The 16,276-nt window shown below is 56.4% G+C and carries 16 protein-coding genes and 1 pseudogene; 11 read left to right on the top strand and 6 right to left on the bottom strand.

Annotated features, from left to right (window positions below; translation table 11 throughout):
• The first annotated feature begins 169 nt into the window (after positions 1 to 169).
• Positions 170 to 1,204, top strand: coding sequence for a LacI family DNA-binding transcriptional regulator (locus tag ELQ88_RS01435; RefSeq protein WP_161599942.1), 1,035 nt, complete (start codon positions 170 to 172; stop codon positions 1,202 to 1,204).
• A 138-nt stretch (positions 1,205 to 1,342) separates the two neighbouring features.
• Entirely contained in the window at positions 1,343 to 2,032 is a 690-nt protein-coding gene (locus tag ELQ88_RS01430; RefSeq protein WP_138962948.1) for an IS6 family transposase, read from the top strand.
• A gap of 198 nt (positions 2,033 to 2,230) precedes the next feature.
• Here ELQ88_RS01430 and ELQ88_RS01425 read toward each other — a convergent pair whose 3' ends face one another.
• Positions 2,231 to 3,334 carry a GlxA family transcriptional regulator gene (locus ELQ88_RS01425; protein ID WP_138963360.1) on the bottom strand — a complete coding sequence of 368 codons (1,104 nt, stop codon included), beginning with the start codon at positions 3,332 to 3,334 and terminating at the stop codon, positions 2,231 to 2,233.
• Positions 3,335 to 3,622: 288 nt separating this feature from the next.
• On the opposite strand from ELQ88_RS01425, the pseudogene ELQ88_RS01420 reads away from it, so the two are divergent.
• The 8 genes and pseudogenes from ELQ88_RS01420 to ELQ88_RS01385 all read left to right on the top strand — a co-directional run.
• Positions 3,623 to 3,778 (top strand): annotated as a pseudogene (locus ELQ88_RS01420) (transposase); the annotation flags it as partial.
• Between the two features lie 187 nt (positions 3,779 to 3,965).
• Positions 3,966 to 4,721, top strand: coding sequence for a class II aldolase/adducin family protein (locus tag ELQ88_RS01415; RefSeq protein WP_138963166.1), 756 nt, complete (start codon positions 3,966 to 3,968; stop codon positions 4,719 to 4,721).
• Between the two features lie 37 nt (positions 4,722 to 4,758).
• A complete protein-coding gene (locus ELQ88_RS01410; protein WP_138963164.1) occupies positions 4,759 to 5,529 on the top strand; it encodes an SDR family oxidoreductase in 771 nt (256 codons plus the stop codon).
• A 122-nt stretch (positions 5,530 to 5,651) separates the two neighbouring features.
• On the top strand, positions 5,652 to 6,944 hold the full coding sequence (locus ELQ88_RS01405) for an aconitase X catalytic domain-containing protein (RefSeq protein ID WP_138963162.1): 1,293 nt from the start codon (positions 5,652 to 5,654) through the stop codon (positions 6,942 to 6,944).
• Entirely contained in the window at positions 6,944 to 7,351 is a 408-nt protein-coding gene (locus ELQ88_RS01400; RefSeq protein ID WP_228761511.1) for a DUF126 domain-containing protein, read from the top strand. The genes ELQ88_RS01405 and ELQ88_RS01400 overlap by 1 nt, the downstream gene beginning before the upstream one ends.
• Positions 7,352 to 7,394: 43 nt before the next feature.
• Positions 7,395 to 8,300 (top strand): DMT family transporter, encoded by a 906-nt coding sequence (locus ELQ88_RS01395; protein ID WP_228761510.1) that lies wholly within the window; start codon positions 7,395 to 7,397, stop codon positions 8,298 to 8,300.
• Positions 8,301 to 8,318: 18 nt separating this feature from the next.
• Positions 8,319 to 9,203: an NAD(P)-dependent oxidoreductase gene (locus ELQ88_RS01390; RefSeq protein WP_138963158.1), complete on the top strand. Its 885-nt coding sequence runs from the start codon at positions 8,319 to 8,321 to the stop codon at positions 9,201 to 9,203.
• 175 nt (positions 9,204 to 9,378) lie between these two features.
• Entirely contained in the window at positions 9,379 to 10,644 is a 1,266-nt protein-coding gene (locus ELQ88_RS01385; RefSeq protein ID WP_161599941.1) for an MFS transporter, read from the top strand.
• 266 nt (positions 10,645 to 10,910) lie between these two features.
• Here the strand turns inward: ELQ88_RS01385 and ELQ88_RS01380 are convergent, their stop codons facing one another.
• From ELQ88_RS01380 to ELQ88_RS01360, 5 genes are all read right to left on the bottom strand, one after another.
• Positions 10,911 to 11,243 (bottom strand): glycine betaine ABC transporter substrate-binding protein, encoded by a 333-nt coding sequence (locus tag ELQ88_RS01380; RefSeq protein ID WP_138963154.1) that lies wholly within the window; start codon positions 11,241 to 11,243, stop codon positions 10,911 to 10,913.
• A 67-nt stretch (positions 11,244 to 11,310) separates the two neighbouring features.
• Entirely contained in the window at positions 11,311 to 12,372 is a 1,062-nt protein-coding gene (locus ELQ88_RS01375) for a glycine betaine/L-proline ABC transporter ATP-binding protein (RefSeq protein WP_138963152.1), read from the bottom strand.
• A gap of 6 nt (positions 12,373 to 12,378) precedes the next feature.
• Positions 12,379 to 13,242, bottom strand: coding sequence for a proline/glycine betaine ABC transporter permease (locus tag ELQ88_RS01370; RefSeq protein ID WP_138963150.1), 864 nt, complete (start codon positions 13,240 to 13,242; stop codon positions 12,379 to 12,381).
• A 57-nt stretch (positions 13,243 to 13,299) separates the two neighbouring features.
• The gene (locus ELQ88_RS01365) at positions 13,300 to 14,301 is read right to left on the bottom strand and encodes an ABC transporter substrate-binding protein (RefSeq protein WP_138963148.1); all 1,002 of its coding nucleotides are present in this window, start codon (positions 14,299 to 14,301) and stop codon (positions 13,300 to 13,302) included.
• Between the two features lie 134 nt (positions 14,302 to 14,435).
• Complete coding sequence (locus tag ELQ88_RS01360; RefSeq protein WP_138963146.1) at positions 14,436 to 15,065, bottom strand: hypothetical protein; 630 nt, start codon at positions 15,063 to 15,065, stop codon at positions 14,436 to 14,438.
• Positions 15,066 to 15,189: 124 nt separating this feature from the next.
• Between ELQ88_RS01360 and ELQ88_RS01355 the strand changes: the two genes are divergently transcribed.
• Complete coding sequence (locus tag ELQ88_RS01355) at positions 15,190 to 16,275, top strand: mandelate racemase/muconate lactonizing enzyme family protein (protein WP_138963144.1); 1,086 nt, start codon at positions 15,190 to 15,192, stop codon at positions 16,273 to 16,275.
• Position 16,276 lies beyond the last annotated feature (1 nt).

Below are 16,276 nucleotides of genomic sequence, written 5' to 3'. Positions count from 1 at the left end.
ATCTGGTTGGTTATTTGATTTTTAGTGGTGGCCTAAGAATGGCTAAATTTTAGCTGATGGAATCATTGTTTTATACCTTGCTCTTTCGATCCCCATGAATAAATTTTTTGAGTCAAGTGTGATCTGGTTTCTGGGATTTTTTTCGTTTACGGCGTATGAGTCTAATTGTATGAGAAAAAAAATCGACCCGTTAAAGAACTCAACCTTAGATGATGTGGCTCGATACGCAGGGGTGTCTTCAGCGACAGTGTCGCGCTGTTTAAATAACCCTGATGTAGTCAGTGAGCGTAGTAGGCGGAAGATAGAGGCTGCAATTAATATCTTGAGTTACGTTCCTCACGCTGCTGCGCGCACCCTTGCTTCGAATAAGTCGTATATGATCGGGGCTATTGTTCCGTCCTTAGATAGCACACTTTTTGGGCGAGCTCTTGAGGCGTTCCAGAACTGCATTTCTAGGTCAGGTTACACTATGGTGGTTGCATCAACCAATTATGACGCCGAAAAAGAGTATAGTCATATTAGGAAAATGGTGTCTCATGGGGTGGATGCTGTATTGCTAATAGGTGGTTCTCGGGATGAATCAGCTTATAGTCTTCTTAATAATAGCAGAATACCCTATGTTATAACTTGGACTACAGATGACGCGGATAAACATCCTTGTGTTGGGTTTGATAATTATGATGCGGCTAGCAAAATCACGGAATACTTAATAGGTCTAGGTCACAGCCGTTTTGCTATGATATCTGGTATCTTAAATGGCAACGATAGGGCGTGTAGTCGCCTCCAGGGTGTGCGCGATACTTTGGCGCAGCGTGAATTAAGATTATCAGATGAGTTCGTTATCGAGAGACCTTTCGGGATTGAGCATGGGCAGGACGCGTTTAGATATTTAATGTCCCGTTGTCCTCGGCCCACAGCAATAATTTGTGGTTCTGATCCTTTCGCTTATGGGGCTGTTTTTGAAAGTAAAATTTTAGGTGTTGATGTGCCTCGAGATGTTTCTATTACTGGATTCGATGATACGTGGCTTGCGCTTAACTTATCTCCTCCATTAACGACATTACGAACGCCTCAACAGCAGATTGGCCTGAAGGCTGCTGAGTATTTAATTTCTAGACTGAGCGGCGAGGAGGTCGCTGCTCCGTCGGCACTGGATGTTGAACTGATTATACGGGAGTCTTGTTCAAGTCCCTCCACAGTCTGATCCCAATGAGCGGATCAGACTGCACAGATAGATTTTGAACGTGTGGATCATGAGTTGGTTAGTGCTCAAGATAAACGGTTCTGTTGCACTAAGCCCGTGTGAGGTAACCTGTTGTTTTCCATGAAGCCACTGCCTCAGATGTCGCTGATCCGAAAAACCTTCAAACGCCTCCATTATCCCGTTGATGTTATCGCCCAGTGTGTTCGCTGGTATCTGGCTTACGCCCTGAGCCTGCGTAACATTGAAGAGATGATGGCGGAGCGCGGCATTGTCGTTGATCATTCCACGCTGCATCGCTGGGTTATTAGGCTGGCTCCCGTGCTGAATACGGTCTTGCGTCGATACCAGCGTCCCGTGGGACGCCGCTGGCGAATGGATGAGACCTACATCAAAATCCGCGGCCACTGGAAGTACCTGTACCGCGCCGTGGACACTGATGGCCAGACCATCGATTTTCTGTTGACCGCTAACCGGGATGCCAACGCAGCATTGCGTTTTTTCCGCAAAGCCATCCGCCAGTGTGGCAAGCCTGAGGTCGTGACCATCGACAAAAGTGGTGCCAATACCGCTGCCCTGGCGGTGCTCAATGCCGACCAAGCTGAAGGGATCACCGTTCGGCAAAACAAATACCTGAACAACTTAGTTGAGCAGGATCACCGCAACATCAAAAGACGAATACGACCGATGTTGGGATTCAAGTCATTTCGTCGAGCACAAACGTTACTGGCAGGCATTGAATTGATACAGATGATCCGCAAAGGGCAGCTTCAACATCCGCAAGGTGAAGGGCTGTCACCTGCCGAACAGTTTTATCTTCTGGCCGCCTAAGCAACAGACTGCCGATTTTTGGCTGCCTATCGTTGTTAATGCGACAGAACCGGCTTGGCCGGCCGGTTACACCGAAGGATGTCGCTGACAACGTTATCGCCAAGCTCAATTAACCACCGAATGTCCGGCGCGACCGCAGTCGCGCCAGGCTGAAGCGATTCAGTGATCGCCGCTAAGCAGCTATCATTTATAGGAAAATTAAACCTTCACGCTTGCGAAGGAGGGCTCCCTTTGTGCACGGCTTAATGCCGCGTGGGCCGGGGATAGTGCGTTCTGTAATAGACTCTCAGGAACTTGCATCAACGCCACAAAGCTGTTCTGGCTAGTGCGTTCGTAATGGGGAGAAACACCGAAATACCCACGGTAGCACTTGGAGAAATGAGGAGTGGAGACAAAGCCGCATATCGATGCTACTTCGATGATGGAGATAGAGGTTTGCTTTAACAGCTGGCGTGCCCGGACCAAACGCAATTTGAGGTAATAGCGCGAGGGGGTACAGTCCAAGTATCTCTGAAACAGACGCTCCAGCTGACGACGGGAAAGGGCTACGTGACGTGCCAGCTCGTCGAGGTCGATGATCGCCTCCAAATTGGCTTCCATCAGCATGACAATACTCTGCAACTTGGGTTGGTTGGTGGCCAGCGTATGTCTGAGTGGTACGCGTTGGTTGTCCTGTTCATTTCGGACGCGTTCATAGATGAGCATTTCGGAGATGTCAGTCGCCAGTTCACGGCCGTGGTCACGGACAATCAGGTGCAACATCATGTCCATCGGAGCAGTGCCACCGGAAGAGGTGTATCGATTCCGGTCAATGGAAAACAAACGAGTGCAAACGTCCGATCGGGGAAAGGCTTCTTGCATTGCCGCTACGCACTCCCAGTGGACACTGTATAAGAAACCATCCAGTAATCCGGATTCGGCCAGCACCCAACTACCGGTGCACACCGCACCGATCTGACGGCCTTGGCGGGCTTGTGATTGCAGCCATTTGACGTGTTTTTGACTCACGCGGTGCTGAATATCGACGCCCCCGCAAACGATCACGGAATCAAGGGTAGGGGCCGCCTCAATGCTCGCGTCCGGCGTAATTTTTAAACCATCACTGGCAAATACCGGCTCGCCATCCTTACTCAAGGTGAACCATCGATACAACTCTCTACCCGAAAGCTGATTTGCCATGCGTAATGGCTCAACCGCCGATGCCAATGAAATCAGGGTGAAATCTTCCAGCAGAAGGAAGCCGATTGATTGCGGAGAGTAATGCTGTGTAACGGAGTTAACCTCTTGATTCAGCGGTGTCATTTGATAAGCCCTCAAGGTAAGCCGGCAGTGCACAATCATTTCGAGGCTTATTGCGATCTCCTGAAATGTGGCATCAAGGAACGTACGAAATTCAGCCGCAATCGCTCCTTTTTGCACAAAAAATTCAAATATCGTCCGTCCATTGAGGGGCGGATATAAGCCGATTTACCGTCCTCGCGCCAAGGTGTGCGTGGGGTTTGGGAGAAGCGTGATTCGTTTATTGATGATTGTCAACAATTGTGAACAGAGCTTAATTGTCCTGCCACAAGCATGGCTTTTTTCTAGCTCCGAGTGCTGTGGATCGACGAAGGCCGCAGCCGTGCGGCGGTCAGGCCGTTCTTCGAGGAATTGGGGCCAGAGGGTTGTGCCCGAATCGAAGCGGTGGCGATGGACATGAAAACCGCTTTTGACTTGAAGGTTCGTCAGCACTGCCCAAAGCGCGAGTGGTCACTCTCTCAGAGTGTGAGGTGGCCCTACCTCTCCTATTTTTCATCTCTCAAATCAGAGTGTGGTTACGCCGAGATTTATTTGTTAATAAATGATTGTCAACCATTAACCATGATGGTAGTTTTTGCTCATTCCGCCGAAAATGCGGATTCATGGGCAGCGACAACTAGCGGAGGATGTATCGATGGCAGAGTTCGAGGGGGCCACGTCGGCCAAGCCGCGCTTCACCCAAGACGAGTGGAATGTTCGTGTTGATTTGGCAGCGATGCATCGCCTGGCGAACGTCTACGGTTACGACGATATTGTTTGGAACCACATTACCGCGCGGGTGCCGGGCACCGACCACCATTTCTTGATGAACCATTTCGGTTTGCACAATACCGAAATCACTGCGTCCAACCTGATCAAGATCGACGAGCACGGCAACGTACTGGACGGTCCGCCCGAGGTGAACACCGCCGGTTTCGTCATCCATCGCGGCATCCATCTGAGCATCCCGAACGCTAAGTTCGTGTTCCATTCCCACGCGCCAGCTGGCCTTGCCGCCACCGCGATTCGCGACGTTGTGCACTTGGTGCAGGACTCCTCGATGCTCTACGGCAAGATCGGGTACCACGAGTGGGAAGGGCTGTCGGTAGACACCGATGAGAGCCTGCGCATCGCCGACAACATGGGTGACAACAAGTGTCTGATCATGCGTAACCACGGCTTCCTGACCGTAGGTGAAACCGCCGGCGAAGCCTTCATGAACATGCATTATCTGGTGCGCGCTTGCGCCAACATGCTGCAGGTGTGCGCCACCGGTTTGCCGCTGGCCGAAACCAAGCCGGAGATGTGGGAGAAAGCCGCGCAGCAATACGCCGCGTTCGTTCCGGGCAAGTACGAGTGGCCGGCGTTGCTGCGCCAGGTTGACCGGATCGACCCATCCTACAAGTACTGATCAACCTTGAATCGACAACAATAAATAGGAGTCTCTGATGCAGGTTTCTCTGAAAGGTAAGCGCGCTTTCATCACTGCCGGCGGTGCCGGCATGGGCCGTGCCACGGCCTTGGCCATGCACAAGCTTGGCGCTGAGGTGTTTACTTGTGACGTCGATGCCGAGGCGCTTTCGACGTTGCCGGATGGCATCACGACTTTCGTTTCCGACGTATCTGACCCGAATGCAGTGGACGCCATGTTCGATGAGTTCCTGCCGGGCGGTCTCGACATTCTGATCAACAATGCTGGTATCGGTGGACCGACCAAGCCGGTCGAGCACGTCACCAATGAGGAATGGCGCGCCTGCATGAGTGTGTGCATCGACTCGCAGTTCTATTGCGCGCGCCGTGCGGTGCCGACCTTCCGTAAGCAGAAGAGCGGGGTGATCATCAACCTGGTGTCGGCCGCGGGCATCCTCGGTTTTCCCAATCGCAGCCCTTATGTGGCGGCGAAATGGGCGGTCACCGGCTTCACCAAGACCTTGGCCATGGAGCTGGGCCAGGACAATATCCGGGTCAACGGTATCGTTCCGGGCAACGTCAACGGCGAGCGCATGGAGCGAGTGATCAAGGCCCATGCCGAGGCCGAAGGCATCGACCCCGAAGAGGTCCGCCGGCTCTATGGCATCGGCGTGTCCATGCAGTGCTACGTCGACCCTGAGGAAATCGCCGATATGATCTGCTTCCTCTGTTCCGACTATGGCCGGCATGTCTCGGGACAGATCGTCGGTGTGGACGGCCATACCGAAACCCTCTACCCGCGTCAGTAAATATGGCGCTCGGTTAGGCGGCTGACGGGTGGTCCCGCGCTGCAGTCGTGGTCGCCCGTGATGTGTTGCAATGGCTGCGGTCTTGATGGCGGCCAATATTGGCCGGAGAGTTAAGAGCGGTGATGGTAGAACTCAGTGAGTACGATAGGCGCCTGCTGTCAGGCGACGAGGGCAAAGCTCGGCGTGTGGCCATGCAGATGATGGTCAAGGCTGCCGAGGCGATGGGTGCCGAACGCCTGATTGATGTCTCGATGGCCCATGTCAACAGCTGTTTCTACAGCGGCAAGGTCGGACTCGACTTTGCTGAGTTTCTGCTGGCCGATGGCGTCAAGGTTGCGGTGCCGACCAAGACTAATGTCGGTCTGGTCGACTTGCTGCATCCGGAGTTACGCCCGGAAAAGGCCAATAGCGAAGCTGTGCTGGGTGCACGTCGTTTGATGAAGATATATGAGCAACTGGGCTGCGAGGTGGTGTGGACCTGTGCGCCCTATCAGTACAAGGTGCGACCTAAAGTCGGCGACCAGATCGTCGGTTCAGAGTCCAATGCTGTGGCCTTCTACAACTCGGTACTGGGTGCAAGAACCAATAAGTACGGCGATTTTCTCGACATCTGCGCGGCAATTACCGGCCGTGCGCCTTATGCCGGTCTGCATCGTGACGAATGCCGCAAGGGCGAGATTCTCTTCAGTTTGGAAGGGATTCCGCAGAAGTTGCTTGAACAGGACATTTTCTACCACGTCCTCGGCATCGTGCTGGGGCGTGAAGCCGGCAACAGCGTGCCTGTCATCCAAGGCTTGCCGAAATCGACGACTGAAGATCAGTTGAAGGCGATCTCGGCGGCCAGCGCAGCCTCGGGTTCGGTCGCACTGTTCCACGCCGTTGGCATTACCCCTGAGGCGAAAACCCTGAGCGATGCCTTCCACGGTGCGGAGCCTGCGCGGGTGATCGCAGTGACGCCGCAGATGCTCATTCAAGCTCGTGATGCTCTGACCACCAGCGCGGCGGGTAAGGTCAGTGCGGTATGCCTGGGGACACCCCATTTTTCTTATACCGAGTTCGAGCGACTTACTCCTTTGCTGGCTGGCCGGCAGGTACATGCGGATTTAGGGCTGTATGTTTCGACCAGCCGCTACGTGCTGAGCCAGGTGCGTGAACAGGGCTGGCTCGAATTGCTTGAGAAAGCTGGAGTGAAAATCGTGGTCGACACCTGTACCTACTTCACTCCAGTGGTTAACGGCATCAAGGGTCGTGTAATGACCAACTCGGGTAAGTGGGCTTACTACGCCCCAGGCATTCTCGATGTGGATGTGGTTTTCGGTAGCCTGGAGGAATGTGTCGAGTCTGCCGTGAGCGGCGAGGTTTGGCGCGATGAGCGCCTGTGGAGTGGTGATTTCTGGGGGGCAGCGCAATGCTAATGAAAGCCAGTGTGCTAAATCCGGGCAGCGTCAGTGGCCAACTACTGGTGCTTGATGAGCCCCTGAGCTTTTGGGGCGGCTATGACCCGCTGACCGGCACCATCATCGATCAACAACATCCGCAGGTCGGACTCAAAGTCACCGGCAAGGTGTTGGTAATGCCAGGGACACGTGGCTCCTCGGGCACGCCTGGGGTTCTGGGCGAGTCCTTGCGCCTGGGGACAGGCCCGATCGGATTAATCCTCGGTAAGCCGGATGTCAACGTCATGGCAGCAGCTTTGGTGGTTTCCGAATTGTATGACCTACCGGTGCCAGTGCTGGTGCTGGATAAGGCGGGCTATGCCCATCTGCATAACGGCCAGATGGTCAGGCTGGAAAGCAACGGCGAAGTTCTGATTCAGCGTTAAAACACGTGGGGCTTGGCAGTTTATTGAGCAGAGGGAGAGAGCGTTGAACGAAGTTCTGGAAAAAGCGATCTCTCCCACGGAAGCAGGCATTCAGCGCGGCATTGGCCTGTGCCTGCTGTCGATGCTGGTGTTCGCCAGCCAGGACGCGATCACCAAGGTGCTGGTGCAGGACTTCGCGGTGGCCCAGTTCATCATGGTGCGCTACTGGGTGTTTGTGGCCTTCGCCCTGGGCTATGCCCACTGGCGCGGCGGTCTCGCTGCGGCAGCGCGGACCCGGCATCCCTGGTTACAGCTGCTGCGCTCGCTGCTGTCGGTCGGCGAGATCGCCATCTTCAGCCTTGGCTTGCGTTACCTGGGACTGGCCGAAAGCCACGCGCTGTTCGCGGTTTTTCCGTTGCTGGCGATGGCGCTGGCCGGGGTGGTGCTGGGCGAGTTTATCGGCTTGCGCCGCTGGCTGGCGGCGGCGATTGGTTTTCTCGGCACCTTGGTCATCTTGCGCCCGGGCCTGGACTTGTTCGAGTCGGCGGCGCTGATTCCGCTCTCGGCGGCATTGGCGTTCGCGGTCTACAACCTGGTCACTCGCCTGGTCAGTCGTGAGGACGGCTTCACCACCAACATGCTGTATATGGCGGTGGTCGGCGCGGTGGCGTCCACGGCCTTCGGCTTGCCAGTGTGGCAAGCACCCAGTCCCGGTGAATGGGGACTGATGGGGGTATTGTCGGTGAGCGGGATAGTCGCTCACCTGTTGCTGGTCAAGGCGCTGGAGTATGCCCCCGCCGCAGCCCTGCAACCTTTCAATTACAGCCTGCTGGTGTTCGCGATGTTCATCGGCTTGCTGGTGTTTGGGGAGTTCCCCGATGCATGGACCCTGGTCGGAGCCGCGTTGGTGGTGACCGGCGGCGTCTTTTCCATAGGCGCAAGCACATTACGCAAACAATCGACTGTCTGATACGGGAGAGAATACCTGATGAAAATCGCGTTTATTGGTCTGGGTAACATGGGGGCGCCGATGGCGGCCAATCTGCTCAAGGGCGGCTTCGATCTGACTGTCCATGACGTCGACCGTGACAAATCCCTGGCACTGGTGGAGGCTGGCGCGCATTGGGCCGATAGCATCGAGGTCGCCATTAGTGAGGCCGACGTGGTGATGACCTCACTGCCTTCGCCCGCAATCATCAAGCAGGTCGCCTGCGCGACGGACGGGTTGATCGCTCATATACGTCAGGGCGCGATCTGGATTGAGCTGAGCACCAACAACCTTGAGGTGTGGCGCGAAGTGCGCGCCTTGACCGCGGAAAAACAGATCCGTACCCTCGATGCCCCTATCTCCGGCGGCGCCGAAGGTGCAGCAGCGGGCACCCTGACTGTGCTGGTAGGCGGCGACCTGGCGACCTTCGAACTCTGCCAGCCGATCTTCGCCGCCATCGGCAAGCGTATCGACTACCTGGGTGAGGCCGGCGCCGGCTATGTCGCCAAAATCGCCCAGGTAGTGCTCTGCTACCTCCATTCAGTGGCGCTGTCCGAGGCGCTGATGCTCGGCGTCAAGGGCGGTGTGCCGGCCGACAAGATGCTGGCGATCATCCAGAACAGCACCGGCCGCAGCTACGTCGCCGACCGTTACGGCCCGAGCATCCTCAACGGCGATTACGACCCGACCTTCGAACTGGGTCTGGCCCTCAAGGACATGCGTCTTACCTTAGAACTGGCGGGCCAGGTCTCGGCCGAGCTGCCGATGTGCCAGCAGGTCGAGAGAATCTATGAGCAAGCTGTCGACCAGTTCGGTGGTAAGGCGCCGCACCTGATGGCGGTCAAGTTGCTGGAGCAGGCCAATGATCAGTCGCTGCGGGGCTAGTCCGGCGGCGCTGGCGGGACGGTAACGCCCCGCGGACAGATGAAATAGTGGCACCTCGGTGCTTTTAGCCCTGGACTCCAGGGTTTTTTTTTGCGGCAGCGTCGACCGCAACTCACCTGCCAAGGGGCTAATGATGCGAGCAATGATCAGAACTACCGCTGCACTGCTGCTAAGCATGGGCTTGCTGATGCTGGGTAACGGTCTGCAGGGCTCGCTGATTGGCTTGCGCGCTTCGCAGGAAGGCTTTTCCACGCAAATCACCGGGATCCTGATGACCGGCTATTTTTTCGGATTCCTCGCCGGCTCGACGCTGACCCCAAGGATAGTGGCGCAAGTCGGACATATTCGTGTGTTCGCCGCGCTCGCGTCGCTGGCGTCGAGCGTGGTGTTGCTCCATGCGGTGTTCATCGACCCTTGGCTATGGTTCGGTATGCGCTTGGTCACTGGCTTCTGTATCGCTGGCTTGTTCATTGTCGCCGAGAGTTGGCTCAACGACAGCGCCAGCAACGCCACCCGCGGGCAGCTGCTGTCGCTCTATATGGTCATCACCACAGGAGCCATGGCCTGTAGTCAGCTGCTTTTGAACCTGGCCGACCCCGGCAGTTTTGAGCTCTTCATTTTGATCTCGGTGCAGCTCTCCCTAGCGCTGCTGCCGATTCTGCTGAGCGCAACGCCGGCACCAAGCTTCGCGGCACCCGAGCACCTGAGCCTGCTCCAGCTCTATCGCAGTTCGCCGCTGGGCATCCTAGGTTGTATGGGTACCGGCATGTCGATTGGCGCGATGCTCGGAATGGGGGTGATCTATGCCCAGCAGATGGGACTGTCGCTGAGCCGGATCTCTTTGTTCATGGGCCTGGTGTTTGTCGGTGGTGTGGTGCTGCAGTGGCCTATTGGCAGTCTGTCCGACCGGCTCGATAGGCGCAGGGTCATCTTCGTCGTGACGGCCTTGGCCGCGCTGACCTCGTTGTTGGCGGTGGCGATCGCAAAGGCTTCGACGGCGGGCCTGCTGGCCGTAGCGTTCCTGTTCGGTGGTCTGGCCTTCCCCATGTATTCCCTGTGTGTCGCCCATACCAACGATGCGCTCGATCCTCGACAGATGGTCGCCGCCAGCAGCAACCTGGTACTTGCCTTCGGCATCGGTGCGACCATAGGTCCAAGCCTGGCGGCTTTTGTCATGGAGGCTGTGGGTCCAGATGGGTTCTTCTGGTATTTGGGCGTGGTGCATGCCGTTATTGGCGTCTTCGCCCTGTACCGCATGACCCGGCGTAGCGCTGTGCCGCTCGCCGAACAGGGACTCTGTGTGCCCATTGGCTCCGGTACTTCCCAGGTCGTAATGACCATGGTTCAGGAGACCACGGTCGGCGCCTCGAATGAAGTGCCGGAGCAGCTTACGGTCGCAGAGAGACTCAGTAAAGCAAACTCCGACGGCGCTCAGCCATAAGTCACAGCGTCGGGTCTATCACCATGGGCAGTTGCTTTGCCGCGACGAATGTCACCAGAGCACCTGATAGCAGATGCTCATTCAGGGGTAGGTTGGCATCGAGAACTATCGGGTCGCAGATCACACCCTTGGGCAATATGGTGGGCCTGCCTTGGCATCGATTGCGGAGACTGGGTGAGATGGGAGCACCTATGCTGTGCAGTTCAGCCCTTGCCCGGCCAGTGGATCAGGCAGGCGAGACGGTGGCGCGTCTATTGTTCTGGGTGTTATTCGAGGCGGGTGATGACCTTGTCGGCAACTTCCTGCGGAACCCAGGTCTTCCAGATATTTTGATGATTTTTCAAGAAATATTGGGCGACTTCCTTGGGCTCGACCTTGTTGTCCTCGCCCCAGGCCAGCAGCTTGTTCAGTTTGGCGTTCTCAAACTGTACCCTCCTCAGAAACTGGTAAATGACCGGAGCACTGTTCTTGATGGTGTCGGCCACTACGGTATTTACCGCTACGACCGGGAAGGCGCTGAGCGTTGGCTTTTTGCAATCGGCCTCGGCATTGCATGAGTCATTGGCCTCGTCGTATGGTGCCATGTCCAACTTGACCATGTCCGTGCCCGTCCGGCGAGATGCCGGGCGGGCACGGCAACTTGTAAGTTGCAATCGGCGTGGGCGTTCAGTGATAGAGCGCCCTCATAACCTCGGCCTTGTCCAGGTGGCCGATTAGTACACCTTCATCATTGTGCACCGCCAGGCTGCTGTCAGTGCCCATGAGCAGCGGCATTACCTCTTCCAGCGGTTGGTTCATCCGCACCGTACCAGAGGGGGCAGGGCGCGCGTCGGCAAAGTTTTCGCCGCCTTTGACCATGGCCAGTGGCACCTTGCGTAGCAGATGGCTAACGCGGATCGCCTTGTAGCGATTGACCCCACCGATGAACTCCTTGACGTAGTCGTCGGCCGGACGCATCAGGATGTCGGACGAGGTGCCCTGCTGGACCAGTTCGCCGTCCTTGAGGATGGCGATGCGGTCGCCGATTTTCAGCGCCTCATCGAGGTCGTGGGTGATGAACACGATGGTCTTGTTGAGCTTCTTCTGCAGTTGCAGCAGTTGATCCTGCATCTCGCTCTTGATTAGCGGGTCGAGGGCGCTAAAGGCTTCATCCATCAGCAGGATGTCGGGGTCATTGACCAGCGCCCGGGCCAGGCCGACGCGCTGCTGCATGCCGCCGGAGAGCTGGTGAGGGTAGTGCTTTTCCACCCCGGCCAGGCCAACCTGTTCCAACCAGTAAAGGGCCTTTTTCTCGCGCTCGGCGCGGGGCACACCCTGCACCTTCAGGCCGAAGGCAGCGTTGGCGAGCACGGTCTCATGGGGGCACAGGCCAAAACGTTGAAACACCATGCTGACCTTGTGCCGGCGGTAGTGCTCGAGCTCCTTCTTGCTGAACTTAAGCACGTCTTGACCATCGACCAAGACCTGTCCGCTGGTCGGTTCGATCAAGCGGTTGAAGTGACGGATCAAGGTCGATTTACCTGAGCCGGACAGGCCCATGATTACATGGATATGCCCGGCCTCGATGGCCATCGAGACGTCATTGAGGCCGACCACGTTGCCGGTTTGCTTGAGAATCTCGTTCTTGCTTGCGCCACCCTTGATCATGGCAATGGCGGCGCTTGGAGCCGCTCCGAACACCTTGTAGATGTTCTTGATCTCGATCTTATAGTTGCTGTTCATAGTCATACCCAATCAGCTCTTGGTGTCCAGGTGGGCCTGAGCGCGTTTGCCAAAGGCCTGGGTGATACGATCGAAGACCACAGCCAGAAGAACGATGGCGAGACCAGCCATCAGGCCACGTCCGACTTCTAGGCGGGTGATGCCCTGCAAGACTTGGAATCCGAGGCCTTGGGCACCGATCATCGAGGCGATCACCACCATTGACAGTGCCATCATCGTGGCCTGGTTGATGCCGGCCATGATGCTCGGCAGCGCGAGCGGGATCTGCACCCAAAACAGCTTCTGCATGCGATTAGCACCGAAAGATTGGGCCGCTTCGATGATCTCACCGTCGACCTGACGAATGCCCAGATCGGTCAAACGGATCAGTGGCGGCACAGCGTAGACCACGGTGGCCAGAACCGCCGGGATCTTGCCCGGGCCAAATAGCATGATGACTGGGATCAAATAAACGAAGCTGGGCATGGTCTGCATGATGTCCAGCACTGGCAGCATCACCGAGCGGAAGCGATTGGACCAGGACATCAGGATACCCAGCGGTACGCCGACGCCGGTAGCTAAAAGCGTGCAAACGAGCATCAGCGCGAGGGTGCGCATGCCGTCTTCCCAGAGGCCAAGAAATCCGATACCAAACATGGCTAGCGCGATGAAGACTGCCAGTGACAACTTGCGGGAACTGGCATAAGCCGCGGCCGAAACCACACCGATAACCAGCCACCACGGGCTATGGATCAACACCGACTCGAAGAAGTTCAGCAACTGGAGAAAGGGATAGAAGAATTCCTCGAGGGCCGTTGCCCAGTGGATGACGAACTGATCGATGGAGTGGTCGACGACGCCCCTGAAAACGCTGGGGTCTATCATTTCTGGAAACATGGGTTAAGGACCTCGCATCAGTCTGGCGCGACTACGGCCGCGCCGGACATTCAGTGGTTAATTGAGCTTGGCGATGACTTTGTCGGCGACGTCCTTCGACACCCAGGCAGTCCAAATATCTTGATGATTCTTTAGGAAGTAATTGGCGATTTTCTCCGGATCGGCGCCGTTATCTTCACCCCAGGCAAGTAGTTTGTTCACTGCGGCGTTCTCGAGCTGCACTTTGCTCAGGAACTGATAGATCGAGGGCGCCTTCTCCTTGATTTTACCGACAACCAAGGTGTTCACTTCTGCTCTCCGGAAACCACTAGTCGTTGGTGTCTTACAGTCGGGTTCGGCGTTGCACGAGTCGTTGGCTGGGTCATAAGGCTTCATGTCCAGCTGAACCATGTCGTACTTGCCGAGAATGGCCGAAGGTCCCCAGTAGTAGAAGAAAATCGGCTTCTTGCGCTTGTAATTCGACACGATGGCCGCATCAAGCGCCGCGCCCGAGCCAGCCGAGTAGATCTCGAACTTCTCATCCAGAGCATAGGCATGCATCAGGTTGGTACTGCGTGCTTCGACGGTCCAGCCGGGGATGCTGTTGTAGAAACGGCCCTTGTCCGAGCCCGCGACTTTAAATAGATCGCTGTAGCGGGCCAGGTCTTCCACCGATTTTATATCGGGGTGTTGATCGATCACGTACTTGGGTACCCACCAGGCATCGACACCGCCACTAGCGAACACGTTGCCGGCAACGTATGCAGTGCCTTTCTCCTCGCCTTCCTCAAGCAGTTTCTTGGCATTGCTGCTCCACAGCTCTGGCGCGATATGCGGGAGGCCCTTCTTGACCATGGTGGTGGCTGTGGTGACCGTCTCGCCCGGGATGAGCTCAGTCTTACAGCCGAAGCCGTTCTCGAGAATCTTCGACTCCACGTGAGCAATCGTTGACGCCGAGACCCAGCTCATATCAGCGATCTGGATGGTTTCGCCGAACTCACAGTTGGCCTGGGCCGATAACGCAGTGGCCGCCAGGATGCAGGAGGCTAGCGTGGTGAGACTTGTGACGGGCTTTTTCATGGTTCACCTCTTGTACTTATTAGGATTATCAACTAACGGTCGATGGGCCGGTTTCGTGGGTGCGAATTAACCCATGGAATTTTTTTGATCACATTTATGTGTGAGCGGCAGACCTGAAACTGATGAACCAATGTCTAGTTCGTTGTCGTTTCCTGCGTCACCCATACAGTAGCTTTCGAGCGAAAAGAGGCTTGTTGGCGGTCATGCTTGTTGTCCGTACACGGGTACTGGATTGCCGAACGAGCCGAGATAGGCTTCCACGACCAATCCCGGTTAGCGTCAGCGATGGCCTTTTCATTGTCCTGCGACATCGGCGCACCATCAGTTAGCTTGTTACTGAGGAGGTTCCAGCAGGCGAGATTGACGGCGGCTTTGGTATGCCTATGGCCAAGAATGGTGTGGTCCATTAGACGCTCGATGTGCGCTACTTGGCGGAGGTCTTCACTCCTCAAGCGCGCCGCCGATTCCGTTACCTCGCTGTGGGCCACTATGTGGTTCTCGCCGCAGAACTCACCGACATCACTGGGGCTGGCATCGGTATCTACTACTTCAATAGTGGACGAACTCGACTCGATGACGTTGCCACGGCCCCTGGCAAAGACTTCGTTGCCGTCGCTGAGGTTTTTTCGGTAGATCGCGATGCGCGAGATCTTCACTGTTCGCTCCGAAGCTAGGAGGTTGTCGGCGATACGCCCGGTGCAGGCCAACTGGTGTTGCAACTGGCTATCTTTGTAAATCGATAATTGATGATTGTCAACCATCATCAAGAGACATATGCTGATCCCCGCAAGCAGTGGCCCATGTTGATGCGCGACTTATGAACCACCTGCGTGGTCTCTGTCGACCCTCAGCGAGGCGCTCAAATTAAGTGAATCGGGAACAGTGCAAATGAAGATTACGAATCTGCGAACCGTGCAAGTCGAGGTGCCCCTGGAGAAGCCATTGATCACGGCCATCCACGAGACGCGCTCTGTGGGTTGCGTGCTGGTCTATCTGGAAACCGACACTGGGCTCATCGGCGAGAACTACATCTTTACCCTGAACACCTCTCGCCTGAGTGTTTTCGACGACATGATCAAGAGTCTGGCCCACCACGTGGTGGGTCAAGACCCGCACTATGTAGAGCGGATGTGGGACGGCATGTGGCGCGAGATCAATCCCATCGGCCACGAGGGCATCACCATCGGGGCGATGTCGGCGCTGGATACCGCCTGCTGGGATCTGATCGGAAAGGCGGCCGGGCAGCCGGTCTACAAGCTCTTCGGTGCCTATCGCGACTCGGTTAAGGCCTACGCCAGCAGCGGCTTGTGGTTATCGCAGAGCGTCGATGAGTTGGTAGAGGAGGCCAGGGAGTTCCTGGCCCAGGGCTTCCGCTCGATGAAGATTCGCCTGGGTAAGCCGCGCATGGAAGAAGACGTGGCTCGCGTGGCTGCGGTGCGCGAGGCTATAGGCGCGGACATTGAACTGCTCGCCGACGGCAACCAGGCCTTTGCCCCCCATCAGGCGATACGTCTCGGGCGAATGTTAGAACCCTTCAATCTTGGCTGGTTCGAGGAACCAGTGGCCTCCTATGACCACCAGGGCCATGCCGCCGTGGCCGCGGCGCTGGATGTGCCGATCGCCTCGGGCGAGACCGAATACACCCGCCATGGCATGCGTGCGATGATTGACGCCAAGGCCGCAGATATTCTCATGCCGGACCTGCAGCGTATCGGCGGGCTTACCGAGTTTCGTCGGACGGCCAACCTGGCCGCTGCCCACAACATGCCGATCTCTACGCATATTTTCACCGAGCAGAGCCTGAGCATCGCAGGCTCGGCACCCAACTGCATCTCGGTCGAGCACGTGTCCTGGTTCTCGCCGCTGTACCGGGAAAAAATGGAAATCAAGGACGGTTTGATTGCTATCCCCCAGCGTCCAGGACTGGGCTTCAGCTTCGATGCCGATGCCGTGGATCGCTTCCGCGTGCTCTGAC

Source organism: Pseudomonas sp. MPC6 (genome assembly GCF_006094435.1).
Lineage (GTDB): Bacteria > Pseudomonadota > Gammaproteobacteria > Pseudomonadales > Pseudomonadaceae > Aquipseudomonas.
The sequence above is the reverse complement of the archived record's forward strand: the minus strand, read 5'-3'. Positions and strand labels throughout refer to the sequence as shown.